This window comes from Mesorhizobium sp. M0968, from assembly GCF_040319065.1.
Classification (GTDB): Bacteria; Pseudomonadota; Alphaproteobacteria; order Rhizobiales; family Rhizobiaceae; genus Mesorhizobium.
Genome location: NZ_JAMYNL010000005.1, coordinates 197,776 through 221,204, shown reverse-complemented (window position 1 = coordinate 221,204; position 23,429 = coordinate 197,776). Strand labels below are relative to the sequence as shown.

Annotated in this window: 40 protein-coding genes and 1 pseudogene; 18 read left to right on the top strand and 23 right to left on the bottom strand. The window is 61.8% G+C overall.

The annotated features are described in order from the left end of the window. Nucleotides 1-143: 143 nt before the first annotated feature. Nucleotides 144-476, bottom strand: coding sequence for an HNH endonuclease signature motif containing protein (locus NKH67_RS11500; RefSeq protein WP_353030874.1), 333 nt, complete (start codon nucleotides 474-476; stop codon nucleotides 144-146). Between the two features lie 403 nt (nucleotides 477-879). On the opposite strand from NKH67_RS11500, the gene NKH67_RS11495 reads away from it, so the two are divergent. Further along, the gene (locus NKH67_RS11495) at nucleotides 880-1,065 is read left to right on the top strand and encodes a DUF3606 domain-containing protein (protein WP_353030872.1); all 186 of its coding nucleotides are present in this window, start codon (nucleotides 880-882) and stop codon (nucleotides 1,063-1,065) included. 9 nt (nucleotides 1,066-1,074) lie between these two features. Here the strand turns inward: NKH67_RS11495 and NKH67_RS11490 are convergent, their stop codons facing one another. From NKH67_RS11490 to NKH67_RS11455, 8 genes are all read right to left on the bottom strand, one after another. Further along, complete coding sequence (locus NKH67_RS11490) at nucleotides 1,075-1,632, bottom strand: hypothetical protein (RefSeq protein WP_353030870.1); 558 nt, start codon at nucleotides 1,630-1,632, stop codon at nucleotides 1,075-1,077. A 53-nt stretch (nucleotides 1,633-1,685) separates the two neighbouring features. Beyond that, on the bottom strand, nucleotides 1,686-2,084 hold the full coding sequence (locus tag NKH67_RS11485) for a hypothetical protein (RefSeq protein WP_353030868.1): 399 nt from the start codon (nucleotides 2,082-2,084) through the stop codon (nucleotides 1,686-1,688). Beyond that, entirely contained in the window at nucleotides 2,081-2,515 is a 435-nt protein-coding gene (locus NKH67_RS11480; protein ID WP_353030866.1) for a hypothetical protein, read from the bottom strand. The genes NKH67_RS11485 and NKH67_RS11480 overlap by 4 nt, the downstream gene beginning before the upstream one ends. Next, nucleotides 2,512-2,826, bottom strand: coding sequence for a hypothetical protein (locus NKH67_RS11475; protein WP_353030864.1), 315 nt, complete (start codon nucleotides 2,824-2,826; stop codon nucleotides 2,512-2,514). The genes NKH67_RS11480 and NKH67_RS11475 overlap by 4 nt, the downstream gene beginning before the upstream one ends. Nucleotides 2,827-3,019: 193 nt before the next feature. Next, nucleotides 3,020-3,442: a GIY-YIG nuclease family protein gene (locus NKH67_RS11470; protein ID WP_353030862.1), complete on the bottom strand. Its 423-nt coding sequence runs from the start codon at nucleotides 3,440-3,442 to the stop codon at nucleotides 3,020-3,022. Continuing rightward, nucleotides 3,439-5,709: an AAA family ATPase gene (locus NKH67_RS11465; RefSeq protein WP_353030860.1), complete on the bottom strand. Its 2,271-nt coding sequence runs from the start codon at nucleotides 5,707-5,709 to the stop codon at nucleotides 3,439-3,441. The genes NKH67_RS11470 and NKH67_RS11465 overlap by 4 nt, the downstream gene beginning before the upstream one ends. A 1-nt stretch (nucleotide 5,710) precedes the next feature. Continuing rightward, nucleotides 5,711-6,478: a hypothetical protein gene (locus NKH67_RS11460; RefSeq protein ID WP_353030858.1), complete on the bottom strand. Its 768-nt coding sequence runs from the start codon at nucleotides 6,476-6,478 to the stop codon at nucleotides 5,711-5,713. After that, the gene (locus tag NKH67_RS11455; RefSeq protein ID WP_353030856.1) at nucleotides 6,475-6,765 is read right to left on the bottom strand and encodes a hypothetical protein; all 291 of its coding nucleotides are present in this window, start codon (nucleotides 6,763-6,765) and stop codon (nucleotides 6,475-6,477) included. The genes NKH67_RS11460 and NKH67_RS11455 overlap by 4 nt, the downstream gene beginning before the upstream one ends. A gap of 137 nt (nucleotides 6,766-6,902) precedes the next feature. On the opposite strand from NKH67_RS11455, the gene NKH67_RS11450 reads away from it, so the two are divergent. Further along, nucleotides 6,903-7,499 (top strand): hypothetical protein, encoded by a 597-nt coding sequence (locus NKH67_RS11450; RefSeq protein ID WP_353030854.1) that lies wholly within the window; start codon nucleotides 6,903-6,905, stop codon nucleotides 7,497-7,499. A 2-nt stretch (nucleotides 7,500-7,501) separates the two neighbouring features. Here NKH67_RS11450 and NKH67_RS11445 read toward each other — a convergent pair whose 3' ends face one another. Genes NKH67_RS11445 through NKH67_RS11435 form a run of 3 tightly spaced genes read right to left on the bottom strand, consistent with a single transcriptional unit; the run spans nucleotide 7,502 to nucleotide 11,569 of the window. Continuing rightward, nucleotides 7,502-7,744, bottom strand: coding sequence for a hypothetical protein (locus NKH67_RS11445; protein ID WP_353030852.1), 243 nt, complete (start codon nucleotides 7,742-7,744; stop codon nucleotides 7,502-7,504). Nucleotides 7,745-7,781: 37 nt separating this feature from the next. After that, nucleotides 7,782-9,620, bottom strand: coding sequence for a ParB/RepB/Spo0J family partition protein (locus NKH67_RS11440; RefSeq protein ID WP_353030850.1), 1,839 nt, complete (start codon nucleotides 9,618-9,620; stop codon nucleotides 7,782-7,784). Then, the gene (locus NKH67_RS11435) at nucleotides 9,617-11,569 is read right to left on the bottom strand and encodes a helicase HerA domain-containing protein (protein ID WP_353030848.1); all 1,953 of its coding nucleotides are present in this window, start codon (nucleotides 11,567-11,569) and stop codon (nucleotides 9,617-9,619) included. Before NKH67_RS11435 ends, NKH67_RS11440 begins: the two co-directional genes overlap by 4 nt. Nucleotides 11,570-11,573: 4 nt before the next feature. Between NKH67_RS11435 and NKH67_RS11430 the strand changes: the two genes are divergently transcribed. After that, entirely contained in the window at nucleotides 11,574-11,741 is a 168-nt protein-coding gene (locus NKH67_RS11430; protein WP_353030846.1) for a hypothetical protein, read from the top strand. A gap of 8 nt (nucleotides 11,742-11,749) precedes the next feature. On the opposite strand, the gene NKH67_RS11425 is transcribed toward NKH67_RS11430, so the two are convergent. The 10 genes from NKH67_RS11425 to NKH67_RS11380 all read right to left on the bottom strand — a co-directional run bounded on the left by NKH67_RS11425 (nucleotide 11,750) and on the right by NKH67_RS11380 (nucleotide 16,671). Further along, nucleotides 11,750-12,220, bottom strand: a complete 471-nt coding sequence (locus tag NKH67_RS11425) for a hypothetical protein (protein WP_353030844.1) — start codon at nucleotides 12,218-12,220, stop codon at nucleotides 11,750-11,752. Beyond that, nucleotides 12,217-12,471: a hypothetical protein gene (locus NKH67_RS11420; protein WP_353030842.1), complete on the bottom strand. Its 255-nt coding sequence runs from the start codon at nucleotides 12,469-12,471 to the stop codon at nucleotides 12,217-12,219. The genes NKH67_RS11425 and NKH67_RS11420 overlap by 4 nt, the downstream gene beginning before the upstream one ends. Continuing rightward, entirely contained in the window at nucleotides 12,468-13,190 is a 723-nt protein-coding gene (locus NKH67_RS11415; protein ID WP_353030840.1) for a winged helix-turn-helix domain-containing protein, read from the bottom strand. The genes NKH67_RS11420 and NKH67_RS11415 overlap by 4 nt, the downstream gene beginning before the upstream one ends. Next, on the bottom strand, nucleotides 13,187-13,318 hold the full coding sequence (locus NKH67_RS11410) for a hypothetical protein (protein ID WP_353030838.1): 132 nt from the start codon (nucleotides 13,316-13,318) through the stop codon (nucleotides 13,187-13,189). Before NKH67_RS11410 ends, NKH67_RS11415 begins: the two co-directional genes overlap by 4 nt. Beyond that, nucleotides 13,315-13,635, bottom strand: a complete 321-nt coding sequence (locus NKH67_RS11405; protein WP_353030836.1) for a hypothetical protein — start codon at nucleotides 13,633-13,635, stop codon at nucleotides 13,315-13,317. Before NKH67_RS11405 ends, NKH67_RS11410 begins: the two co-directional genes overlap by 4 nt. Then, nucleotides 13,635-14,243, bottom strand: a complete 609-nt coding sequence (locus tag NKH67_RS11400; RefSeq protein WP_353030834.1) for a hypothetical protein — start codon at nucleotides 14,241-14,243, stop codon at nucleotides 13,635-13,637. Before NKH67_RS11400 ends, NKH67_RS11405 begins: the two co-directional genes overlap by 1 nt. After that, entirely contained in the window at nucleotides 14,243-14,926 is a 684-nt protein-coding gene (locus NKH67_RS11395; RefSeq protein WP_353030833.1) for a hypothetical protein, read from the bottom strand. Before NKH67_RS11395 ends, NKH67_RS11400 begins: the two co-directional genes overlap by 1 nt. Nucleotides 14,927-15,068: 142 nt before the next feature. Next, nucleotides 15,069-15,581 carry a hypothetical protein gene (locus NKH67_RS11390; protein WP_353030831.1) on the bottom strand — a complete coding sequence of 171 codons (513 nt, stop codon included), beginning with the start codon at nucleotides 15,579-15,581 and terminating at the stop codon, nucleotides 15,069-15,071. Next, nucleotides 15,581-16,177, bottom strand: coding sequence for a GcrA family cell cycle regulator (locus NKH67_RS11385; protein WP_353030829.1), 597 nt, complete (start codon nucleotides 16,175-16,177; stop codon nucleotides 15,581-15,583). Before NKH67_RS11385 ends, NKH67_RS11390 begins: the two co-directional genes overlap by 1 nt. Before the next feature lie 23 nt (nucleotides 16,178-16,200). Then, nucleotides 16,201-16,671 (bottom strand): hypothetical protein, encoded by a 471-nt coding sequence (locus NKH67_RS11380; RefSeq protein WP_353030827.1) that lies wholly within the window; start codon nucleotides 16,669-16,671, stop codon nucleotides 16,201-16,203. A gap of 100 nt (nucleotides 16,672-16,771) precedes the next feature. Between NKH67_RS11380 and NKH67_RS11375 the strand changes: the two genes are divergently transcribed. Together NKH67_RS11375 and NKH67_RS11370 are read left to right on the top strand one after the other, a co-directional pair. Continuing rightward, nucleotides 16,772-17,086 carry a hypothetical protein gene (locus NKH67_RS11375; RefSeq protein WP_353030825.1) on the top strand — a complete coding sequence of 105 codons (315 nt, stop codon included), beginning with the start codon at nucleotides 16,772-16,774 and terminating at the stop codon, nucleotides 17,084-17,086. A gap of 108 nt (nucleotides 17,087-17,194) precedes the next feature. Continuing rightward, nucleotides 17,195-17,389 carry a hypothetical protein gene (locus tag NKH67_RS11370; protein WP_353030823.1) on the top strand — a complete coding sequence of 65 codons (195 nt, stop codon included), beginning with the start codon at nucleotides 17,195-17,197 and terminating at the stop codon, nucleotides 17,387-17,389. Between the two features lie 11 nt (nucleotides 17,390-17,400). Here NKH67_RS11370 and NKH67_RS11365 read toward each other — a convergent pair whose 3' ends face one another. Continuing rightward, a complete protein-coding gene (locus tag NKH67_RS11365; RefSeq protein ID WP_353030821.1) occupies nucleotides 17,401-17,607 on the bottom strand; it encodes a hypothetical protein in 207 nt (68 codons plus the stop codon). Between the two features lie 63 nt (nucleotides 17,608-17,670). On the opposite strand from NKH67_RS11365, the pseudogene NKH67_RS11360 reads away from it, so the two are divergent. The 13 genes and pseudogenes from NKH67_RS11360 to NKH67_RS11305 form a co-directional block, all read left to right on the top strand. Next, nucleotides 17,671-17,919 (top strand): annotated as a pseudogene (locus NKH67_RS11360) (helix-turn-helix domain-containing protein); the annotation flags it as partial. A gap of 33 nt (nucleotides 17,920-17,952) precedes the next feature. Beyond that, nucleotides 17,953-18,378, top strand: coding sequence for a S24 family peptidase (locus NKH67_RS11355; RefSeq protein ID WP_353030977.1), 426 nt, complete (start codon nucleotides 17,953-17,955; stop codon nucleotides 18,376-18,378). Nucleotides 18,379-19,032: 654 nt separating this feature from the next. Next, on the top strand, nucleotides 19,033-19,161 hold the full coding sequence (locus NKH67_RS11350) for a hypothetical protein (protein WP_353030819.1): 129 nt from the start codon (nucleotides 19,033-19,035) through the stop codon (nucleotides 19,159-19,161). Further along, on the top strand, nucleotides 19,161-19,958 hold the full coding sequence (locus tag NKH67_RS11345; RefSeq protein WP_353030817.1) for an N-6 DNA methylase: 798 nt from the start codon (nucleotides 19,161-19,163) through the stop codon (nucleotides 19,956-19,958). The genes NKH67_RS11350 and NKH67_RS11345 overlap by 1 nt, the downstream gene beginning before the upstream one ends. Continuing rightward, entirely contained in the window at nucleotides 19,955-20,149 is a 195-nt protein-coding gene (locus NKH67_RS11340) for a hypothetical protein (protein ID WP_353030815.1), read from the top strand. The genes NKH67_RS11345 and NKH67_RS11340 overlap by 4 nt, the downstream gene beginning before the upstream one ends. Continuing rightward, the gene (locus NKH67_RS11335) at nucleotides 20,149-20,451 is read left to right on the top strand and encodes a hypothetical protein (protein WP_353030813.1); all 303 of its coding nucleotides are present in this window, start codon (nucleotides 20,149-20,151) and stop codon (nucleotides 20,449-20,451) included. The genes NKH67_RS11340 and NKH67_RS11335 overlap by 1 nt, the downstream gene beginning before the upstream one ends. After that, nucleotides 20,448-20,633 carry a hypothetical protein gene (locus NKH67_RS11330; protein WP_353030811.1) on the top strand — a complete coding sequence of 62 codons (186 nt, stop codon included), beginning with the start codon at nucleotides 20,448-20,450 and terminating at the stop codon, nucleotides 20,631-20,633. Before NKH67_RS11335 ends, NKH67_RS11330 begins: the two co-directional genes overlap by 4 nt. After that, nucleotides 20,630-20,776 (top strand): hypothetical protein, encoded by a 147-nt coding sequence (locus NKH67_RS11325; protein ID WP_353030809.1) that lies wholly within the window; start codon nucleotides 20,630-20,632, stop codon nucleotides 20,774-20,776. Before NKH67_RS11330 ends, NKH67_RS11325 begins: the two co-directional genes overlap by 4 nt. Beyond that, nucleotides 20,773-21,078: a hypothetical protein gene (locus NKH67_RS11320; RefSeq protein ID WP_353030807.1), complete on the top strand. Its 306-nt coding sequence runs from the start codon at nucleotides 20,773-20,775 to the stop codon at nucleotides 21,076-21,078. Before NKH67_RS11325 ends, NKH67_RS11320 begins: the two co-directional genes overlap by 4 nt. Next, a complete protein-coding gene (locus tag NKH67_RS11315) occupies nucleotides 21,075-21,431 on the top strand; it encodes a hypothetical protein (RefSeq protein WP_353030805.1) in 357 nt (118 codons plus the stop codon). The genes NKH67_RS11320 and NKH67_RS11315 overlap by 4 nt, the downstream gene beginning before the upstream one ends. Then, a complete protein-coding gene (locus NKH67_RS34145; RefSeq protein WP_502893741.1) occupies nucleotides 21,428-21,709 on the top strand; it encodes a zinc finger domain-containing protein in 282 nt (93 codons plus the stop codon). Before NKH67_RS11315 ends, NKH67_RS34145 begins: the two co-directional genes overlap by 4 nt. Then, nucleotides 21,706-22,662 (top strand): YqaJ viral recombinase family nuclease, encoded by a 957-nt coding sequence (locus NKH67_RS11310; protein ID WP_353030803.1) that lies wholly within the window; start codon nucleotides 21,706-21,708, stop codon nucleotides 22,660-22,662. The genes NKH67_RS34145 and NKH67_RS11310 overlap by 4 nt, the downstream gene beginning before the upstream one ends. After that, the gene (locus NKH67_RS11305) at nucleotides 22,649-23,419 is read left to right on the top strand and encodes a hypothetical protein (RefSeq protein WP_353030801.1); all 771 of its coding nucleotides are present in this window, start codon (nucleotides 22,649-22,651) and stop codon (nucleotides 23,417-23,419) included. The genes NKH67_RS11310 and NKH67_RS11305 overlap by 14 nt, the downstream gene beginning before the upstream one ends. Nucleotides 23,420-23,429: the final 10 nt, after the last annotated feature.

The window sequence follows — 23,429 nt, the reverse complement described above, 5'->3', positions numbered from 1 at the left end:
TCGTCATCAGGTTTGTAACGCCTAGTTTTTGCACCGATTTCGACGGTTCGGCTGAAATTCCGAGGTGGTGAAAAAATTTCGTGAACCTGAGCCCCGAGCGGTTGCGGCCCCCAAAGGCCGCAGAGATCGATGCCCCCCCCGGTTCAGGTCGGTCGCGCCATCCTTGCGGCGCGTGCCCTGATGCCCTTGAGGGTGTTGTGCTGGACGCATAGGCACTGCCCATTGGCGACGTCGAGGGCGGCACCACCATCCTTGCGCTCGACGATGTGGTCAGCGATGAGCCTGTCATGTGGTGCTGCTTTGATGCAGCGTCTGCCGTTCTCAACCCATTCGCATCTGAAGGCGGCGCGCTGCAGTACCTGGGTGCGCCATGCCCGATGCTCTGGTGTCAGTAGTTCTGGATCGGCCTTCTTGGGTGCCGGCATGGCGGTACGCAGATCGACCTGTCTGAGCTGAGGTCCGATCTGCTTTGCCATTGAGGTGCTGACCTTGGTGACGTCTGTCCCACAGACGACATGAGCTCGCGCAAGCGAGCGCTCTCTTCTTCCACGGTTCTTGATGTAGAGCCTACCTTGAGAACGTAGAGCGCTACGATGGCGGTTTCGGCCTGACGGCCGACCGCAACGTGTCTACCAATCAGAACTTGGCGTCTACGCGAGGGGAGGGAGCCGCGAGAAGATGCATGTTTTCAGCGGGTTGTGGGAAATCACGAATTGTATCGTGTCAGGTCTGTCCCGCGGGGACATAGAGCCTGCGGGCATTTGAACATACCAGCGTCCCGCTCTGTCCCCGTAACCGGTCCCGCTATTGCCAGCGATTTCGCTTGACCTATATCGACCGACTCGCCGCAGATGATAGAACCATTCAAGGGAGGACAGCATGGCAGACGATAAATCGAAGCGAGGTCCCGCGGATCGTAGCCGGATCTCCGCCGACGAGCCTTATGAGGTAGACTACTTCGCGAAAAAGCATGGGATCACCCAAGGTCAGGCGAGGGAGATTATCAAGAAGCATGGCCCATCTCGCATGAAATGCGATGTCGCCGCGACAGCCCTGAAGAGATGATCTGAGGAGTCAAGTTCCTGTCGCTGATTGGGTAGCACTCTTTCGCCGACGCAGCTTGTTCTGCTTTTCGAGGCGTTTCCGTAGCGCTTCGATCTCGGTCGGTGTCGGGTAGCGTGGCTTCGATCCGGGCTCCATGAACCCGACGATCCCTTCGTTTTTGTCTTTGGCAGAAGTCTCGGAAGATACCGTTTGTGATGCGGGTTCTGGCTCGATTTCGGCAACGTCGTCAACGGCTTGCTCGAAGCAGGGAACTTTGCGTTGCTCAAGTTGGTCCGCAATAGCTTGGCAAATCCGGGTTATCGTCCAGCGCAGCGTCCGGGATTTGATGCCTTCCCTTGAGGCGAAATCGTCCAGGAACTTGCCTTTGCGGGTCTTCGTCCAGGCCCAAGCGTAGAGGAGACGCCGATCCGACTCGGATTGCAACGCGTTTATCCACGCCCAAGTCTCCATCATTCTGGTCAGCGCGCCCGGGGAAGGGCGGATCCTGATCTTCATGGCTCTGGGATAATGCGGAATGTATTCGGGCCAGGCCGAGCCGGCGGAACCACCAACATTCGGCGTCAGCATTAGTGTCTCCGCGGCTTCAATGACACGGTATTCGACAGCTTTGGCGGTCCAACTCATCGGAAAAGCGACACCAGGCTGAGGATCAGGCCGAGACCTCCCAGTAGCACCGACCAAAATGCAAGCCATGCCGGCACGTGAATGGCTGGGTCTCCATGGTGCAAATACCACCAGAGTTTCCCTTTCAGGCCGACCCGGTCGATCCGCAGTTTGACGGAATCGCCCTCGCGCACGCCGAGCGTTTCTCTCTGGTCAAAGTCCAACCGAATATCCGCTGGGGAAAGGCGATGCCCTAGTGCGACGGCAAGGAACGGCCGGCCGGTTTCCGGCGTGACCTTTACGACCTCAAACCGTTCAGCTCCGCCCCGCCGGGAATGATGGACCCGAATTCGTCCCGTCCACGCATCTCCTTCCAACGCTTCATGGACAATGTAAGAATTCAATTCTGATGTCATGCCGCCCTCCTGTCGTCACGCTGAACCATATCACCGGCCAGCCTCACCGCCAGCAGCACCCGCATAACGTGAGCCAACGGGAGGCCGACAGCGAGCACCTTGGCCTGGTGCCGGATCTCGGCGAGGCTGATCCGGTCGAACTCGTCGAACAGCCTTCCACCTCTGGCCTCGATTGCCGGATTGGCGAGGAGGGCGGAGACCGCCTGGATGGTCTCGCTATAGAGCTCGGCGGCGTTGCCATAGGTTTCCACGATAAGCCGCAAGGTGAGGGCGAGATGCGCCTCACCATGCCGCTGCCCGATCTTCTTCAGCGTCTTCTTGGCGAAACACTCCCTCGGCCGGCGTTGCCGCCAGGCGTGGCTATCCGGATCAGCGAGGCGGACCCCACATTGTTCGGCGACTCGCCAGATGTCAGTTCGATGGTGTTTCATCGCCGGCGGACCTCCACCGGGACGACGCGGCCATCGACGACGACACCACCGAGCGTTTCGATCTGCAGCGCGATCTCGGCGGCGGCGCGGACCTCATGGAAGCTCCGGGCACCGAGGATGTCCTCGTCTGCCGGCTCCGCGGGCTTGAAGTGCAGCGCGAGCTCGGCCGCCTTGACAGCCGCCGTTGCTGAAGCGAACCGTTCAGGTCGTCCATCGGCACCATCAAGCAGGACGTCCGGGACACCATCACTGCGATATGCGGCGCAGTAATATGACCCGAAACTGATGGCTTCGATGCGTGTTCCCGTCATTTCTGCACCGCCGGCTTGCGGGACATTGGAGGGACACTTAGACGATGCGGCGGGACCATTTCCGCTACTGAAGGGACAAACACGATATGTATGCCGTTGGCGGCGACGAGATCAGCAATCTCGCTCAAAGGCTTACTGTGCAAGGCGTAGCGTATTGTAATTGCCTCTCGGTACCAGCGCACCTGCGGGGACATCATGACGATGTCCCCCGGGACCGCGAGAGGACTTCGAGATATCGCGCCTTCAGTGCTCCGTGGCTCGTTTTTGGCTGAGGTCCCGGCTTTGGCGGTCGCGCCAGAAGGGCTCGGCACTCACTCGCTGCGTCGCCCGGGGCGATATCGAACCACTCACCCTGCAGGCGGCGCTCCCGCAAGCATGAATGGATTCTGCTTTCCGCTACCTGGATGCCGCCAAAAGACACGAAGACGGTGTCGTAGACGAACAACAGCGAAGGATTGCCGCACTGGAGGCCAGATAGCCTCTGTTCCAGCCGCATGGTCTTGCCGATCTTGACCGGACCAGCATCGCACCACGCGACCATGTAGATGACGCCGTCACCGGATGACGCCAAAGCCTGATCGAGCGTCCTGATCTGATTGAGGGTGTAGCGGCTCAAAACTGGATATCTCCATCGATGACCTCAGCCATGCCGTCGCTGATGGGCTCCGGCCGCGACAGCTGACTGAAATCCATATCGCTATCACGCTTGAATCCCGGCACCGGCCTGCCAGTGAGCCAGACGTATGGTTCGGCGCGCCCGATCCACTTCGCACCGAAGAAGCGTTCGCCGGCGCGTTGCAGCGCCTTCTTGATCCGCTCCTGCTTTTTCTTCGGATCCTCGTCATCCTGCATCGATAGTGCGGCGTACTCCTGACGCCAGTGACCCATGCGGACGACGGTCTTGATGCTCCTCGGCAGCTTGAGCATGTCCGGCGTGGCCTCACCGTGCCGTTCCAACGCATTGATCAGCGCCTGCATGGCAATGGCCTGCTGATCGCTAAGGCGCTTGTCGTCGGTCACTTCAGGCCCCTGGCCGCCCGGCGGGGCGCAGACCACTGACGTCAACGGCTTCCCATTCGGCCGGGTACCGAGCTTGACCTGCTTCAGGATGAAGTCCCAGCCATGCCCACGCTCGCCATCCTTGTTCTTCTGAATTGTCGCCCGGTGGATCTGGCGGACCAGCTGGGTGCCGTCTTCCCGGAAGGCGACATCGAGACGAGGCGTGATCTCGAGCTCGATTGCGTTGTCGACGTTGGCGAACAAGCTGGAGTGACCACGGGGGTTGTTGCCGTTCCTCGGCTTGTGATGGACCATCAGCACGGTGCACCTGCATTCGTCGCGGATCCGCTCCAGGTTGGTCAGAACAACGGACATATCGGTGGAGGCGTTTTCGTTGGCGCCGGGCGTCGCTGTCGCCAGAGTATCGATGACGACGAGCTCGAGCGGTACTGTGAAGGTCTCCGCCCAGGCCTTGATCTCGGCGATGAGAGCATCAGTGCCGCGCGAGGTTTCGACATCCTGCTCGCCGGGTTTCGCGAAGAGATCGACGCGCGCCGGCAGCAAGACGAAATCGACGCGCTCGCCGGGCTCCATGTAGGTCTGGCGATAGGCGCGAAGACGAAGCTTGACGCCGATACCGCCTTCTCCGGCCTGGTAGATGACGCCGCCCTTCCGGACCTCCTTGCCATTGAACGGGACACCCCGATCGACGGCCATCGCCATGTCGATGGCCTCGAAGCTCTTTCCCGATCCGGATTCGCCATAGATCACGGCGACCTCATGTCGGGTCAGGATATCCTCGATCAGGTATTCGTGCTCCTGGCCGGTTTCGTCGAGGCGATCCCAGGTGACGGCGCCGAAGCGTGACTTCGGTGGCTCCTTCGACCATGGTTTCGCATGCTGGTCGACGAGGTCGAACAGATCGGAGGCGTCACCACCGGCTTGAACCCAATCCCAGATGTCGCCCTTTTCGGGCACCTCAGGCCAGAACAGCCGGATATCGAGCATCATGACCGAGGCCGCGACATCCTTCATCCTGGAGCCGACGAGTTGCATGTGGATGCGGCCGGCGTCATCGTTGTCGGGGATTTGGATGATATGGGCGCCGCGCAGCGACTCGGCGTGGTAGGGCGTCCATTTCTTCGCACCGCCGGCGTTGCAGGTCGCCGCGATCCCAGCCTGCCAGAGCGCATCGGCCTTCTTCTCGCCCTCGACGAGATAGATCGCCTGACCCATGGAAATGGCTTCCGCGACCTCAGGCCAGCGATAGAGCGGCAGATGTTCGATGCCGTCGAAGGTGCGCCGCTCCTTCATCCCCCATTTGTCGAAGGTCTTCGGATCGTATCGGGTCCAGTTATGACCGGGGCCCTTGCGCATGTATTCCTGATCGAGGAGACCGTTGATCCAGACGTCCTTTTCCTCGGCGAAGCGGCGGCGCTGCGCGAAGGTTTTGTCGATCTTGCCGTGCTTGTTCAGACGCCAAGAGCCATCCGGTTGCTTGTATTGCATCCGGACCACCTGGAAGACGAGGTTACCGTCGATGTCGAGATAGTCGTAGGCGGCAACGATCTCCTTCCTTCCGGGTCCCGCGTTCTGGTTTGAGCCCGCGGCGGCACGATTATCAGGGATGTCGAACCCGTTGTCGCGAAGCCACTTGACGGCGCCGCCGGGATCTCCGGCTTTCCCTTCGCGCTGGATCAGCCAGAGCGTGCCGCCGCCTTGATCGTTCTGATGATCAAAGGCTGTGTTCTTTTCGAGGTCGATGGAAAGCGATCCGTTCGTCCCGTACCGGAGGTCGTTGCCCTTGCTGTGGTGCGGGTTCGGATCGCCCAGCAACAGCTTGGCGACCTCAGGCATCAGCATTCCGAAATCAAAGTCTGACATGCTAGGCGGCGACCTCCGCGCCCGGCTTCCATTTGTTGAAGTCGGCCTCGATCTGGGCCCAGTTCGTTGGGTGTTGCGCCTTCAGGTCAGGGGTGTATTTGCCGGATACGAACTGACCGCGTTCGATGCCACGCTCCAGCCAGTCTCGCGTCCATCTGCTCGGATCGATCTTGACGTGCTTGAAATCCGCCTTGGTGACGAAGCCTTGGCGCTCCATGATGATGAGCAGCTTGATCGCCTGTATTTTCCAGTTCGTGAGGCTAACCGGCGCGGAGTGACCGGCACCGACATCGGGGATGTATTCCGGCAGGGTGCAGCGCACGCCGGGGCAACGGTCATACCAGTCGTGCTCGCGGCCGCTCCAATACATGCGAGAGTCAAGGGTTGGCAGATCAGGCCTGAACGCCGGCGATCGCCAGCCATAGCGCTTCTCGGTGTCGTCGTCTGGATGCGTTACGGTGATGATGGTGATGCCGAGCATGGCGCAGATCTCGGACATATGCTTTTGGACGTGCCCCGCCGGCACCAACGCGGCACGGAAGTCGGGTCCCTCGGCCAGGGGATCGTGGCCCCATTCTTTCGATGCCTGGACGACGACCTCGGCGTTGAGTCTCAGCTTCGCTTCAACACCGATCTGGAGGCCATCCTCACGCGCGAGCAAGATGTCGAAACCGGCGGTCTCGTTGTAAGCGGTCCAGCCTGTGGGCAGCGCCGCAACGAAGGCGGCGCAGAGTTCCGCCTCGGTTTTGAAAAAGGCTCCCTTGGTCATCTGCGTTCAACCACCACCGGTTTCTTGCCGTGACCGGGGAATATCTTGCCGAAGCGCTTTTCCGCCTCGGTGCGCGCGATTGAGGCTTTGTCACCACTGCCGACGATGTCGCCCTGCAGGTGGGCGAGCAGCGCGCGCCAGGCGGCAACCTCGGCGGCATCGGCGGTATCGTAGAGTTGAGCGACACCGTTGACCTGGACGGGCTCCCATTCGGACCGATGGACCTTGCGGAACTGGCCTTCAAAGCCGCCCCGGGTTGGGATTGACCGTGCGTTGACGCCGTTCATGCCGATACCTCCGTTTTTGACGAAGGTGAGCTTGTCGCCGTTTTCACCGTGTTACGTTTTACGGCCTGCGGACGGTATGTTATCCCTCCTGCATGGGGCGAAGCGCTTGGACGATCATCTTCTACGCATACTGCGTTGTGCTGGCGGCAGTTATCCTGCTGCCTACCTATACTGACGCCCTCGATTACTGCCCAAAGGAAGAAGATGGAGTTATGTGCGTCCGGGAATGGTTCGGCACTGCGAGCGGCTATTTCGCCACAATAGTCGCGGCCATCACGATCACTTACCTCTACCAGCAAAACAATGAACTGAAGAAACAGACGCAATTCACCATCGGTGACGCGAGCGCCACCTTGGATGTCGTTCCGCACCACAAGACTGATGACGAGATCGTGGTGAGGATAGTGAATTGGAATAGGCGGAGTTTGCTTCTTCGACGGGTTGAGATTATCGGCATGGACTGCGCGACTTTTGTTTTGAAAGCTGAAGTCGATGACGTGTTGATACCGGATGTCCTCTCCCCGAATTTTGAACCACCTATCGACGTCAATGGTTGGGAAGACCGCAACGACAAGCCACATGTGGCGAAGCTTCGTGTTTTTGCCATGGATCCCACCGGCAGCGTCCGCGTGAGGGACTGGCCAGCCGGGACGAGAGTGGCTGTCACGGCGCAGGTAGTCGGCGACAGGCATGACAAGAAGATTCTCACTGGTGATGTGATGCCAGAGGGATGAACTCACGAGCCAACCCTCCACGTCCCGCCGTAGTCGACCAGGAAGCCGCGCATCAGGCTTTCGGGCGCGACGTATACAGGCGGCTGCGTCCGGCCGGAGAGAATGCTGATGAAGATGCGCTTGGTCCGGACGACCTCGGCGAGCTCGGCCTCATCTAACTCCCAGCACGAAACAGAGCAGTGCCCGTTCGTGAAAGTGTGCATCTCCCCAACGTTTTCCGCGCCCTCAGGGGCGCGGAAAGTCATGTTGCATCCTAGGAACTCGACTGGCACTGGCATGTGATCAGGCGTCCTCGAATTCGTCTTCTTCCTCGTCGACCTCGTCGAAGTCGGGATCGTGCTCGGCTGGATCGTGGTCGCCGATCTCTGGTACCTTGCCAGGTCCGGAGTAGGTCGGAGCTCGCAGCTCAGGCGGGAGCCAGCCGGTCTGAGGCACGTTCGCGAGCGCGAACGCTGTGAGATCAGCCTTCTTCATCTTGTCGGCCTTGCGGGCCTCCTCATCGTTGATGGCCTCGCGAATGGCTTGGACGACGAATGGCTTCGAGGCGCCACCGAAGTAGTCGGCGGCATCGAAGGTTTCCTGCAGGGCCACGGCCAATAGGTCGGGCCTGATCGAAGCAGCAAGAGGCGCTGCATCGGCGTCGAATGGCATCCTGCCGTTGTGCGGCCGCTCCATATGAACGGCTTCAGCGGCGCAGCCGGCGGCGACCGCGAACAACTCCTGATCCGTCATGTCGGACAGCCGAGCGAAGACGCTGGCGAAACTTTCCTTGTCCTCGCCATGTTTCTTGGCGAACCCTTCATGGTAGACGCGCACCGGGCTGTTGGCATGCATGCGACGGTGTGTCATAAACCCAGCGAGTAGGGCGACCAGACCGACGCGCGGTTCCTGCTGGAGCGCCTGTCGCACCGCTAGTGTGGCCTGCCCACTCAGCCGCTGGTGCAGCGCATTCGATATCGTCGGCGGGCCTTTCTCCTTCGGTGCGCCAGTTGAGTGGGTCTTCTTCTCGGCCTGTGGTTTCACGACGGCGCGACAGACCTCAAGGTCACCGTGGTGGCCGATCTTCACGACGGCGCCAGCCTTGCTTAGCTGGTCAGGTGTCCATTGCCGGCCAGCGATGGCCTTCTGCAGCGCGGCGAGTTCTTCCGCGCAACCTGCGTCCCCAGTCTTGGCGACAGTCTTTTCAAGCTTCTTGATCTGCTTCTTTTCGTCCGCCGTCGCCTTGCCGTCGCCGGCTTTCTCGCGCTTCCAGCTATGCTCCCAGTAATAGCCGAGGTCGGCGCCCATGCTGACCCAGGACCAGCCCTCCGCCTTCAGCCCGGCGATGGTTGCCGCGATCTTCTCCTCGGCGACTTTCTCGGCGATGTCAGGATCAGTGATGACATGGTTGTCACCGAAAAGGTCGGTCGTCATCTGCCCGCCCGCAGCCTTGTACGCTTCGAGACCAGCGATCTTGATATTCCTGGCGGCTTGCGGGTTGTCGGCGCCAAGGGCGCGTTTCACCGCCCATGCGCGGACATCGCCTTGCTTGAGCAGCTTCTTGAACAGTTTCTCCTGATCGTCGAGAGATGGCGCCAGCGTAAAGGCACAAACTGCACCGAAGACTTCATTGCTCTGCTCTTGCTGCCGCCACCAGTCGATGACAACTGAAGACAACCGGCCAAGGGCCAGGATGCGCTTAACGCGCTTGGGGTCGATGCCGAACCTGCTAGCGATCGACAGTTCCGACATACCTGCGTCGGCGAGCTCGCGGAATTCCACGTATTCGTCTGCGGGATGCAGGTCGATGCGGTTAATCTGTTCGGCGAGGGCGGCCTCCTTGGCGTCGACGGTGGCATCGAATTCGGTGCACTCGACCGGATCGCTGACCGCCATCTGGCTTTGCTCGACGAGGAGCCGCAGTGCGGCGAGACGACGATTGCCGGTGCCGACAAAGATGCCGACGACGCCGTCTTTGTCGTGGCTTTCCTTCACCTTCAGCGGCGTCTGCAAACCGTGCGCGCCGATGGAGGCGGCCAGTTCGGCGATGCCGTCATCACGGCCGACGCGGCGGGCGTTGATGGGTGGATCGGCTTCGTGACCGAAGCGGAGCTGGTCGAGCGGGATGAGGCGAGTGGTCATGTCGGTGTCCTTTCCGATGTCGGTCGGTTTGGTTTGAATGAAAGCTTCAGCACCGCGGCTTGCCGGGCCACATTGACGTATGGCCGGCCGATGGATGCAGCGGTGTCAATCAAGCTGTCGCCGCGCCCGGAAGCTGCTTGGAGCAGCTGATATTCCTCGGCCGTCCAGGCGGTGCGCTGCTTCAGGCCGAGATTGCTGGCGCGGGTGCGCACCGAGGCGATCGGCTTGCCGAGCGCAGCGGCGATCTCCTTGACCGGCTTCTTCGCGGCATAGAGTTCGCGCAGCTTCTCGATATCCTCGTGCGTCCAGGGATCGGGGGCCCGGTTGAAGTTGTTCTTGGCGGCGAACTTGAAAATCGCGGTGTGCCCGCGCTCAAATCCGGCGTCACGGAGGTCCTGCAGGATCTCGCGGTACGGTTTTCCAGCTTGCAGACCGGCGATAGCGATCGCCTTCTCCGGCTCCGTCCAATAGTTGACGCGATCGCGCGTGATACCAAGCGCGATCGCCCTCATCTGGACAGACACTCGGCCGCGATCGTATCCGGCATCGGCGAGCAGCTTGGTGATGTCGATGATCTTGACCTCGCGCGCATAGGCATCGACGAGGATCTGATCTTCCTCCTCGCACCAATCCGCTTTGAAGACAGCGCTCACCAGGCCGAGATCATGGGCGCGCATCGAGATACCGCCGACGCTGCGCCGCCGGAAGCCGGCAGCCTCGAGGCGATCAGCTACCTGGCGAACCGGAAGCTTGTCGGCATACCCAACCTTGATGATCTGATCTTCGCCGGCGTCCCAGCCGCGGCCACGCTTGCCCGGGGTGCGGCGGTCGAGATCGACTTGGCGTGCCGCATCCGGCACTTTCAGAAGAAGCGCGGCGGCATCGGCCGCCGATATCGATGGCGGTGCCACGATCTCAGGCGCGCGACCCTTGTGACGCGACAGCACGGCGCCGGCCTTGAACCGGATACGGCGAGGACCGGCGATGGCGGGCCCGATCGCGAGAAACTCGCCATCGGCGAGCGTACGCAGCGCGCGACTGTGGCCCAATGTGAAGCCGAGCAGGGCGCCGGCGCGCTCAAGATCTCGATCGAAGATGGTACGGCCGACGACCACGTTCGTGGCCTTGGACACCACTGCCTTTGCTGTTTCAGCGATGCGCTGTGTCGCGATGACGCCGGCGATCCCGCGTTTCCGGCCGCGGCCCATGAGGTCGGCCAGCATCGCGGTCGATCGCTTCCGAGTGTCGGCGGTGACGTCGCCGGTGTCGTAATGCGGCGCCAACGTCTGCGCCTCATCGACCTGGACGAGAAGTGGATGCCAGAACTGCTCTGCCGCGGTCAGCAGGCCCTCGGCGAGATCGGCGACGATATCGAGGCGATCTTCTGATGTCGCGTCGGATAGGTCCAGTACGGCGCTGTAGCGGTGCTCGCGGAGATGGTGTGCGAAGACCTCGCCGCCGATCCTGCTGATATCGGCGGCGGTCAGCACGGCAACATCAAAGTGTTCCTTCAGCGTCGAGAACTCGCCATCGGGATCGATGAGCAGCTGCTGGACGCGGCCGAAGGCCTTCTCGAACAGTCGGCGCAGCAGCATCGACTTGCCGGCGCCGCTGTTGCCCTGAATCAAAAGGCGGCCGTCGATCAGCTTCGCGAGGTCGATGCCGACCGGCTCACCCTTGGACGTCGCCCCGATGTGGATGTCGCTGTCAGTGATCGGCCGCGCTGGCGCCGAGATCTCGATCGGTAGCACCGTAGCGCGCGGTTCGCGCTCGATCGGCTCGTCGTCCTGGATGCGCACAGGTGAGGGCAAGCCGGCTTCCTCCGCCAGCAGCGCGGCAACCTTCTGGTCGGCCGGCGACAGCTTTGCCATGGCTTCAGGCTTCGGAAACGAGATGCCGAACCGACGATCAATTGGCCGTTCCGCGGCCTCACGAATGAGCTGTTGCATAGCGATGCTCCTTTGGTGCGAGATTTCGCCATTCCCGTGCGCCTTCGACGTCACGCATCGCGCCGTGATCGATCGCAGCTGCCATGTCGCCGGCGGCGCGGCGGAGCAGATCGACGGACCAGTCCGCGAGGGCGTCGACGAGCTCCTCGAGGTGGCGGCTAGCGGTGGATAGTGGTCCGGTCATTTGCCACCACCCATGCCGGCGGCGTTGAGCCGATAGACCTCGCATGCCGCGGCGAGCTGCTTGCCGAGGTCCTTGATCGTTTTCGCGGCGGGGTCGCCGGCGAGAACAAGACCGGCGTTGAGCATGACGTCGTTCAACGTGAAGGTCTGCTCGACGGTGGCGTCATCACCTTTCACGGCGACGATCGAGAAGCCACGTTCCTCAACGCGGACTTCGCGCATCGTATCGGGCGCGTTGTAGACCTGGTTGGCGACGATCGTCGGCCCTGTACGTACGGCGATCGGCGCCGGCTCGCCCATCTGAACCAACTGGACGCCGGCATCGGACAGGATGCGGATTAGATGGTCAGCGCGGCGGCGGACCTCTTCCCGGCTATCCTCGTCCCAATCCTGCCAAAGCGGCCGGATCAATCCGAGTCGTTCACGCCTCATGCCCTCAGCGAGGATGTCGCGGATAGGGCGCATCATGGCCGCACCCGCCGAACCGACCGCCAATGCTCGATGACCGCCGCTTCGCGGTCCTGGCGGCCTTGCTTTGACCAGGGATGACGGCTGGCCCAGCTGCAGGGGCAGACCGCCAACGCCTCGCCGGTCTTCGGGTCGGTCTGCATGGAGACGACGTGTGCCGCAAACAGCGGCTCACATGGCTCGCAGAACGGGATATCCGACCGGTTTAGATAGCGCCGACCTTCGCAGACGACACAATCGGGGATACTCATCGCGCCGCCCTCACGCGCTGACGGAACACCGGGGTGAAGCCCTTGGGCTCGAACTGGTACCCGCGGCCCCAGATTGTTCGGACGACGTCGAGCCCATCATTCATCTCGAGCAGCTTGTGGCGCAGCTTGCAGACGAGGACGTCGATGATCTTCTGTTCTGGTTCGTCCTCGCCGCCGTACATGTGATCCATGAGGTCGGCCTTCGAGAAGATCTTGGATGGATCCAGCGCCAATGCCGTGAGCAGTCTGGCCTCTGTTTCGGTGAGGTGCTGCTTCCTTCCAAGACCCTCTGCGTTGCCGGTCTCGGCGTCGTAAACGCAACCCGGCATCTTTATGAAAAGATGATCGTTGTAGGTGCCGCGACGGGTGAGGGCCTTTAACCTGGCGACAAACTCATCGGTGTGGATCGGGGCGGGCTGGACGTCATCGGCACCGCATTTCAGGATCAGCGCCGCGGACCCGTTGTCCCATGCGCCGGCGTCGAGAAGCACGAAGATCAGGTTGCGGACGTCGGCCTTGCGGAAATCCCGGCAGGTCACCGCGGCGAAGGCGCTGTTCGGTGAGCGGATCACCGCCAGAGCATCGGGATCGCGGTAGAGCGCGCTGCAGAGCTCTTGTGGAAGCGGCTCGCCGCCAGAATCGAAACCGGCACTCTCGGCCGCGGCGCGCAGCTCGGTTTCGACCTCACGGCTGGGAGCCAGGACGATGACGCGCATCATGATGGCCCCGCGCCGTCGCACATCACGAAAATGATGAAGGCAATAGCTGCGATCAGCACGCCGATCGACAGCGCCAGGCTGAGCGAGTGGTTGCCGCGCATGCGGCCGTTCGCTGGGCGCGCGCTCATGCCGGCACCCCTTGCGGCCGCTTGACCGGCGGAACGCGCACCTGCCGGAAGACGTCCAGCCGGCGTTCATCGAGCGGCAAGAACGCCCGACTGTCGAACACCGGCTCGTAGGGACCGAGGATGCTCGGATATTCCGGGTTGTGGATTTCATCGAACCGAAGAAAAGGCATGATCCCGCCGGCGTGCCGGAAGAAATCGACGGTTCTGATCCGATAGACGGCGCCCTTGCGCGGGATCACCACCCCGGCTTCGCATTCCCGCGTGAACCTGAAATTGCCGTCGATGCAGGCGACGAGCTGCCCGAGGTGGTACTCCATCAAAATCGCTCCGGCACGGTTGCGGGTTGATATCGGCGACTAAGTTCCTCGGCCTCGCGTTTGCGGCGCTCCGAGGCGATGAAGAGATCGTCGACCGGTTGGGTGTATCGAGGGGCGACGTCGCACTCGACGTAGGACCAGACAGCCAGGGCGTCACTGCGATCGAATGATTGGTCGGCGTCATCCTTGCCGATCCAGCCGAGAGCCCGGCACTTCGCCATGATGGCGGGCTTCTGCTCGCCCTGACCGCCGACGAAATGCTTCTTCACCGAGGACTGGTTGATCCGGACGTGACGATAAACCTTCAGCTGGTAGGCCATGAATTCCAGAACGGCGGGAAGGCCGAGCAGGATGGTGGCGGTGCTGATGTTGGTATGCCCCTGGACGAATGATCCCGGCAGCGGCGCCTCGATGGCAAGAACATCGACCTGGTTGGCGGAGATGAAGCCGGTGATCCAGCGGCCGGCGCCCGAGAAGATGGCGCCGCGTGAGGCGCCTTCGGTCGCGCACTCGATCGAGCCGGAGATCGGTTTCGAGCCGGCGGCGCCATAAGCCCAGCCCATGCGTCTGGCGCAGTCGAGGGCAAGGATGCGGGGAGCGTTCGACATCAGCCAGCCTTCCGAACCGGTTGATTTATCGCTCGCTCAAACGACCATCCTCGGCAAACGCGATCGTTTACGATCGCAAAATCGAACCCCTTGCGTTCGCAGAATTCCGAAAGCGCGACTTGCTCGCCATCGCAGTCGACCATGCGGTTCGAGCGACGGTTGCGCGCCTGGCCCGTGGCATCAGCCCACCGGACATTGCCTGGTTCGTAGTTGCCGTCTTTGATTGGAAAGCGGTCGATGCTGAAGTCTGGCGACGGGCGGGTGCCGACATCTTCGACGAAGCATTGGAATGCGGTCTTCCCGTCCGCGCCGTTTAACCAGCGGTCGCAGACCGTGACACCACGCCCGCCGTACCGTGCGTAATCCTTCCGCCGCGGGTCGTAGCAGCGCGCCTTCATATTCTTGAAGACGTCTTTCAGCTCATGGTTGCCACCGATAAACAGGCCGTGGATAACGTTCGCTTCAGAGCAGCGCTGCAGCTTGTAGCAGCCGCAGGACTGGGTGTGACCGCTCCTCAACTTCGTGCTGATGGTGAAGGTCTCGCCGCCGCAATCGCAACGGCAGTGCCATCGGATCTGCCCGTGGCGCGTCCGGCCACCGTCGGCGAGCACAACCAGACGTCCGAACCGTTGACCGGTCAGGCTTGTCTTATTGGGCGCAATTGATCCCTTGGGTCGACCCATAGCCGCCGCGTCCTCGTCTGCTCGAATTCGGTGCCCGCTACTCTCCCGGGCTGTTCACGCACGTCTCGCTCTGCGTTAGCGTCGGGTTCCGCCGCCCTTTTGGCCTGGTCGAGTCACCCGCAACCGCTCGTTGCCTCGGAATTCAGTGCGCCGCGGCTGAGCCGCCGGCTTTGTTCCATTCCTCGTCGGTCATGCTGCCCTTCACGGCGTCGACCACTGCCGACGTCGTCTCGTCGGCTCCATCGTCGTCCTCGCCTTCCTCACGCTGCACCGCAGCGGCGCCGAGGCCGAAGCTGGCGAAGTTGTCGCCGAGCGCGGTACGGATATCGACGGCGAACTCGCGATCATCGTCCTCGAGGCCGTCGACCTTGCCGTCGGCGCGCTCGATCATGGCCTCGGCCTTGCGCTTCAGCTTCTGCGCATCGACGATCGCGCGGATGACGCCCTTGTTGACGCCGTGCTTTTTCGCGTCGGACAGGATCTCTTTCTGGTCGGCGTCGGTCGCCTTCTGGATCGCCCGTTTCTTGACCTTGAACTCGGCATCCAGGAGCCGGAGCTTCTCTTCGCGCTCCTGCTCGAGGCGATCGAACTCCTCGACGAAGGAGCCGGCTTCGGACGGTGACGCGCGGTTCGGGCGTTCATGCACTTTCGTCATCAGGAGATCCTTTCAGCCGATCTCAAACCGGCGCGCTGTCGGATGGTGGGAGGCTGGTACGCGATGCGTGAGTGGTACCGGCAGTAGGGCCCGTCTGATGGGGCATGGTTGCCGCAGAACGCGAAATCCTCGGCCTGAGGATCACCGTTTGGCCACTTGCAGGTCTGCTCGGTGAGCTCGACCAGCTTCAGATTGCGAGAGACCGGAACGACCTGGTCGTCGACAGGACGGCGAGGTTCACCGGCGACGAGATGCGCCGGCAGACCCGGCGAGGCGGCGCGTTGCTCGATCCTGCCCTTGAGGTCATGGCGATGCGGATTGTTGGCGCCACGCCATGAAACGTTCTGCTGGACGAGTTTGGTTGGCCGGTTCGCCGAGACCTTGGGCGGTCGCGCGGCAACGGCCTCAGATGGCTTTCCGGCGTGGCGCTGGTTGTTTCGGCGCGATGGTGGGTTGAATCCAGCCTGCTTCATCCTGTTGACGGTGCCGGCGATCTGACACCGGCCGCAGTTCAGGAATCGAGCCGCGATCTTGTTATTGGTCTCGCCGGCCTCCAGATGCGGGCTGATGGCCTCGCGCTTTTCGCGCGGCGTCATAGTCGTCCAGTCGGGGAGATCGCTCATCGGGCGTCTCCGCTTCCGGATAGATCCACCGCGCCAGCGAGTCTCCCCAAAGCACGCATCTGGTGGCTATCGAGCGGCGCACCCTCCGCGGCAAGATGAGCTGCCAGAATGTTCGCCGTGGCGGCGAGTTTGAGCCTTGCACGTCTAGCCTCCTCGATGGCGCGCAGTTCCCGCAGCGCCACAACCTCTTCATAGTTTACACGTCTGGCCTCGCCATAGAACCACGTCTTCACCCGGCTCCAAGTCAGTCCGTTGAGGGCGTGTTCGAACTGGTCAGAGGTCAGTGCTCGATGCACTGCACTGATCTGCCGCTTCCATTTCTCACCTGGCGCGAGAATCCCGCCGAGATCCCGGGTGAGCGATTGGGCAGTGGCCACGCTAGACATGAGACCACCGCCGTGCCGCCGGATCTCGGAATGGAATTCTGAGATCTCGGAAGGCTGTTCTGAGTTTCCAGAACCGATCATTGCTATCTCCATTTCCAGCGACGGATACGGAGACGGGCAATGAACAGAAGGAAGAAAGGAGGTGGGTCCGGTCAGGGTCCGGACCCACCAAGCCGGCGGAATGCCGGCGATCGCGCGGGACACAGGGGTTGGCGCGCGAAACAGAATTCAGAAGAAAGATCAGGACATGACGACCGACGGAAATGGCGACACGCCGAATCTCACCGAGCCGGAACCGCTTCCGTGCTTGTTCGTGACCGGCTTCCAGGTTCAGACCGACGAAGACGCAATCGCGCGGCTGGTCTTTTGGGCCGATCTTCCGGCGATGGGAAATCGCCCGGCTGAGGCCCGCCTGCAGGCCAGGATCACAATGCTCGACAAGACCTTTCGACGGCTTCTTTCGGAAGGACGGCGCAGGCACAGCCGCGGCAACTGAAAGTTTTCGGAAACCATCGCACTCGAATAAAGTGTGCTCATCAAAATCAATTGTTTCCGGTCCCGATACGCCATGATGAACTTGCCCTTTCAGGGAGGCTACGTCGTCATGCAGCAGGCGCTTTTTGTCAAAGAGATCAAAGTGGAACTGGACGAAAGCCTGGTTCATCTGATCGGCATCGCCGCGCCTACTCGATATGGGCAGACCGAACGACCTCCGGTTTCTCACGTTGTGATGAGCAACGAGGCATTTCGAAAGCTGCTGGCCGACGGCCGTAGCAGCTTGGCGAAGGGTGGGCACTGAGGCGCTCGTTCTCATGCGACTTCTCCAGCCGCGGTCGCGGAGAGGTACTCGCGACGAGTGTCGTTGAGATCCTGCAGGGAAACTTCGCCCGATGTTGCAAGCACGATCTTGTCCGCGAGGATCGCGTCGATCGGGGCCTCGCCGGTTTCAAGCCGCTGGACGCGGCGGGACGGATTCGCACCCTGGCCGACACCGAGCAGCTCGGCGAGCTCCTTCAAGGTCTTTGATTCCCGGATGCGCCATTCACGTAGTTTCATGCTCACAATTAGCGGCGAACGCTAATGATTTGTCAAGTGCAATTAGCGTCTGACGCGAATTCCTATATTAGCGACAGACGCTATAATTCCCAAGTGCTTACAAACATTGCAAAAATTCGCGAAGCCAAAGGCCTGTCGCAGATCGAGCTTGCTGACAGGCTCGGCATTCACGTGACCAATCTGAATAAGATCGAGCGCGGGAAATCGTCGCCTTCCACGGCACGGCTCGAGCAAATCGCGGCCGAACTCTCAGTCCCGATTTCCGATCTATTCGCGGATCCGCCTGCCTCGACCGGGACACGCACCGTGACCGTCAAGGGCTTCGTCCAGGCCGGTCATTGGGCCGAGACCTGGGAATGGAGCGACGACGACGTCTATTCGGTACCGGTCCCTGACGATCCTGCCCTCCGGCCTTTCATGCTTCATGCAGCGGAGACCCGTGGCCCGTCGATGAACAAGCGTTACCCGGAGAAGACGATCCTGGTATTCACCGACGTTATTGAGACCGGAGCCTCGCTGGAGTTGGGCCGGCGCTATATCGTAGAACGCGAGCGTTCCGATGGATTGCGCGAAGCGACAGTGAAAACCCTGTGGCGCGATGAGGCCGGCAAGATTTGGCTTCTCCCCGAATCAGATGATCCCCGATTCCAGGAACCGATACCGATCGACGGCAATGAGGACGATACGGTCCGCGTCGTCGGCCGAGTCGTCTATGCTGTCAGCCGAGAGTAATTGCGGAGAGTAAGTATGGCTACGAAGATCTCAATCGAAAGCAAGCAAGAGTTTACGTCGGCTGGGAGCTTCGGCTCCCTTTTGTTCATGCTCGGACCTTGTGTCAGCGCAGCTACGCATGGCTTCTTTCGGAACTTGCAAACACCTATTCATACTCGCGAAACACCGGCGGACCGGCACTTCTGATCGGCGGTGGCGGATTGGCCTTCTTGCTTGGCTGCGTGCTCATGCTGATCGGCCGGACTTACAATCACCAGGTCACTGTCGATTCTCAGCCGTCTACCTCCAACTGATCTCTTCCCTTGAATTCTTGGGTGGCGATTGAAGATACCCGTGTTGACAAGCGCCGAGCGCGCGGTCTAACCGCGCGCGTCCTCGCGCCCGGTTGGAGATTAACTCTAACCTTAAATCATAGAGCTCTACGATTCACCGTTTCCGGTTGAGCTCTACGATTCTCAGCTCCGCAAACCTTCATACGAATCCGTGTCCCGCAGCCTGATGTGATTGCTTGCGCAATCACTGTGACGGCGAATCAGGACTTAGCGCTATGCGCGCGAGGCTTGCCCTAAAATCAATAATTAGCGTTGAACGCTATTTTCCTACTTGACTTCGTCTTAGCGACGCACGCTAATATCCGGCATAGGAGAAATTCCGATGCCAGAACCAACTGTCTTCCGCGTCGCTGAGAACATTTCCGAATTCGCGAAATGCCTGATCGTGTTCTTCGTGCTGCCGCCAACGCTGACGATCGCGGCCTATGCGCTGATCGAGTTGGTGCGCTGATGAACCGCGCCATCAAGATCGCCGAGAGCGTGCTGGCTGTTCTGAGCGCGGCGACGTTCGACGGGCCACGCCTCATGCTGCCTGGGCAGCTCGATCGACCCGACTACGTGGCCGTCAATAAGGTTCTCGAGGCGAACGGCGGCAAGTGGAACAGGACCGCCAAAGCCCATGTGTTCCCAGGCGAGAGCGCCGAAGAGGCCGTCGAGCAGGCAATCGCCACCGGAGAGTTCCGTCGCGTGAAGCAAGACCTCGGGCAGTTCGACACGCCGGCGCCGATCGTGGCGCTCGTCATTAAAGTGGCCGAGATCGAGCCGGGTATGACAGCCTTGGAACCAAGCGCCGGTATCGGAAACCTCGCCGTTGGCGCTATCGCGCTCGGCGCCGTTGTCCACACCTGCGAACTAGACCCCCGGCGCGCTGCCGAGCTGACTATGCGCATCGGGAACCTGACAGCGCCCGCTGCTGAACACTGCATGGGCAGGCATGGCGACTTCCTGGCTCTTCAGCCTGGCGATGAACCGGCCTTCGATCGGATCATCATGAACCCGCCGTTTGCTCCGGGGCAGGCGGACATCGACCACGTCATGCATGCCGCGAAATTCCTGAAGCCGGGTGGACGGCTGGTTTCCGTCATGTCTGCCGGCGTCCTCTTTCGCTCGAATGCGAAGACAGTTGCCTTCCGGGATTTCGTCGACGCGCGTGGCGGCTCGATCGAGCGCCTGCCCGATGGCTCATTCGAAGCATCGGGCACCAGCGTCAACACCTGCATCGTGGTCATTCCGGGGGCGGGGGCATGAACACGCCATCCCTCGTCCCAACCCTCGACGACCTCCGCAGCGAACTCGATCGCGCCGAACGCGAGCTTGTCTGCGCTGACATGATCGACAACGGGCAGCGCCGCGAGATCGAGATGGCGGACGCCCGACGCCGCCGCGACAGCATCAAAGCGCAGATCGCCATCTTCGACGACGCGGAGGGCCGAAACTGATGGCCTCAATCGAAGACGTCTCCGATGGCATGCTCCGCGCCTGGGCGGATTGTGGGGTGATCTCGTCGGCTCGCTATGTCGAGGAAGTCGAACGTCGACGCTCCGCCTACCCGCGCATGGTCATCCAGGACGCCCCGCCGCTCGACTGCGCCATCGATGATGAGCTCGTGATCCCCGATATCGATTTCGATCTCTCGGAGTCCACCGACGTCTCGATCGACGCGGCGCCAACGGCGGTGAAGTGGGTCGCGCTTATCGCGGCCGCGCTGATCGTTGTCGCGGTCTGGATGGTGCTGCCATGAGAGTGGACCGCCTCACCACCGAGCAGCTGCGCGACCTCGCGGTCGACTCGTTCGACGTCATGAACTGGGCCAGGCGCAATGGGCTCAAGCGCGAAGCCCAGGTCGCCGAGCTCGTCCGGACTTTCGAGGTCCGACTCGGGTACCGCGAGGCGGTCCCACCGGCCACAGAGGTGGCGTCATGACGGTGGTCACGATCTACGCGCTGTCGATGCCGCCCTACGCCATGTTTCGGCGCGAGTTCGCACGGCCGGCTGATGCCGAGGATTACATCGCGTTCTGGCGGAAACTTGGCTCCTGTCACATCAAATGGAAGGCTCGGCAATGATCACCGTCCCTCCGGAAAACGAAGCCGAAGTGAAGAACCGCGATCTCGCGATCGCCGCTGCATCTCAGGCCGCCGATGCCTGCACCGAGCTTCTGCGCTTCGCCCGCGAAGGCGATGGCGTGATGACCGGTCCGTTCACCACCGAAGTGGTGGAGCAGCTGCTCGACGCCGCCAAGATGGCGATGGAGGTCGAGGGCTGGGGCGAAGAGCACCCCCAGGTCGTGCCGGCATTGCGCGGCATCTACCAGGAGCGCCGTGAGGCCTATGCGGCGGTCGCAAAGTTCCTTGCAGGGTGGGCGTGATGGGCGTCCGGATAGAGACCCTCGGCTACCCAAGCCGGACCGATGCCGTCCTGGCGCTCCGCAGACAGGGCGTCTCAACGTCCGAAATCGCGAAGCGGATCGGCATCAAGACAACGACCGTTTCCGCGCTCGAGCATTCCGCTGGCCGCGCCAAGCGTGCGCCGCGGCCGCATGAAGAACTCTGCCGGACGGTTCTGTTCCCGACTGAGATCCTAGATCGGCTCGGACCGCACGCCGCGAAACGAAACATGCACCCGAACCGCCTGGCTCGCCTCCTCGTCGAGACTATCGTCGACGAAGGCATGATCGATGCGGTTCTCGATGATGCCGACGATTTGCGGGGGTGGGCATGATGGTCGGGCGCGCGATCTGTCTCAAACCTGGCTGCGATCGGTCGTGGCCACGCGATCCGGCCTTGGACGTTGCCTGCCCCGATTGCCGCGCACGAATCGGTGTGAAATGCCGGCGGCCATCCGGTCACCCCGTTTTCGCGCACGGCGTGCACAGCGCCCGCGATCTCGCGGCCGATGCCGCCGGGCATTACGGCCAATGTCCAACAGCACGTTGTGGTCTGGCCCGCAAAGCAGCGACGCCGCTGCAGGCCGATCTCTTCTCGCGGGCGACAGCATGACGATCGAGATCATCCGACCAGCCGATCGCCAGGCATGGCTCGCCGCCCGCGGCCAGGATGTCACTGCCTCGGTAGCTGCAGCCGTCCTCGGTGCCCATCCATACACCACACCTTACGCGCTGTGGGCCGAGAAAACCGGCAGGCTTTCGCCCGACACCGAAGAAACCGAGGCGATGGAACGCGGCAACCTCATGGAACCGGTCGTCGTCGCCATGATCAGAAAGCGGTTCCCGGAGTGGACCGTCACCTACGAAAACGACCGCGCATACTATCGTGATGGCATTCGGCGCATCGGCGCCACCCCGGACGCCTTCATCGATCGCGCCGACCGCGTCGGTACCGGTAACTGCCAGATAAAAACCGCCTCCGAAGACGCCTTCAAGGAATTCTGGCTGGATCCCGACACCGGCGATGTGGTGCCGCCGACATGGATCGCCGTCCAGGCGATCACCGAGGCTCAACTGACCGGATGTGCCTGGGCCTGCGTCGCACTGGTGGTGATCACCTGGCGAGGCACCTTCCAGCTGCACATCATCGACGTCCCGATCCATCTCCGGCTCTGGAACCGCCTTGTCGCCAAGGTCGAGGAGTTCTGGGCGATGGTCGCTAGCGGCGAGGAGCCGGAACCGGATTGGCAGCGCGATGGCGCGGTCGTCATGGATGTCTATCGCGACAGCATGCCGGAGCGGCGCGACCTGACCGGCAATACCGAGCTCGACATGCTGGTGCACCAATACGATCGCGCCCGCGTCGAAGCGGCGTCTGCCAAAGCCGTTGTCGAGCAACTGCGTCCTCACATTATCCGCGCGCTCGGCAACGCCGAGATCGGCGAGACCACCAATTGGCAAATCTCCGCGCGGACTGCCCATCGCTCCGGCCATTTCGTGCCGGCTTCCCAATCCCGCGTGCTGCGCGTCAAGCCCCGAAAGGACATCGAACATGCAAGTTTCTGACGCCCCATCCATCGCAGGGCCAGGGCACAACCTGGCGACGACCGCCGATGTCCTGCGCGACCGCTTCAAGCCGCTGCTCGACGAGGTCGAGGATCTCGCGAAACGCGCGACAGCCGCAAAGAATGCACTGACTGACGGCGCGATCGCCAACGACAACGAGCGGGATCCTTTCATCGCACTCGGTATCGAAGCACGGAAACTGGCGAAGCGACTCGGCGAAACCAAGCTGGCGACGACGAAACCGCTTCGCGATGAGGTGACGGAAACAAACCGGTTCTTCGATGCCGTGATCGTGCGGCCCGAAACGATCCAGTCCGCCTTTGAGACCATCGTCGGCCGCTATGACGCCAAGAAGCGCGAGGAGGCGAGGGTGGCCGCTGCCGAGGTTGCGCGGCTCGCCCAGGAAGAGGCGAAGCGCAAGCTCGAGGAAGCGGCGGCCTCGAGCCACAGCGTGCTTGGTGATGTCCTGATGCAGGAAGCCGCCGACGCCGAACATAGGGCGGCAGTCCTCGTCAACGAAGCCGTGACCGCCGGCAGCGGCCCGACCCGCACCGAGGTTGGCACGGTTTCTGGCAGGGCGGTTTGGACCCACCGCATCACGGAGCCCTCGAAGATCCCGCTGGAAAAGCTGCGGCCGTACATGTCGATCGACGACATCGACAAGTTCGTCCGGGCCTACGTCCGCGCCAACAAGAACACGGCGCCGCTGCCCGGCGTCGAAATCTTCCAAGACCAGAAGACTTCATTCCGCGGCTAATCGCCGGCGG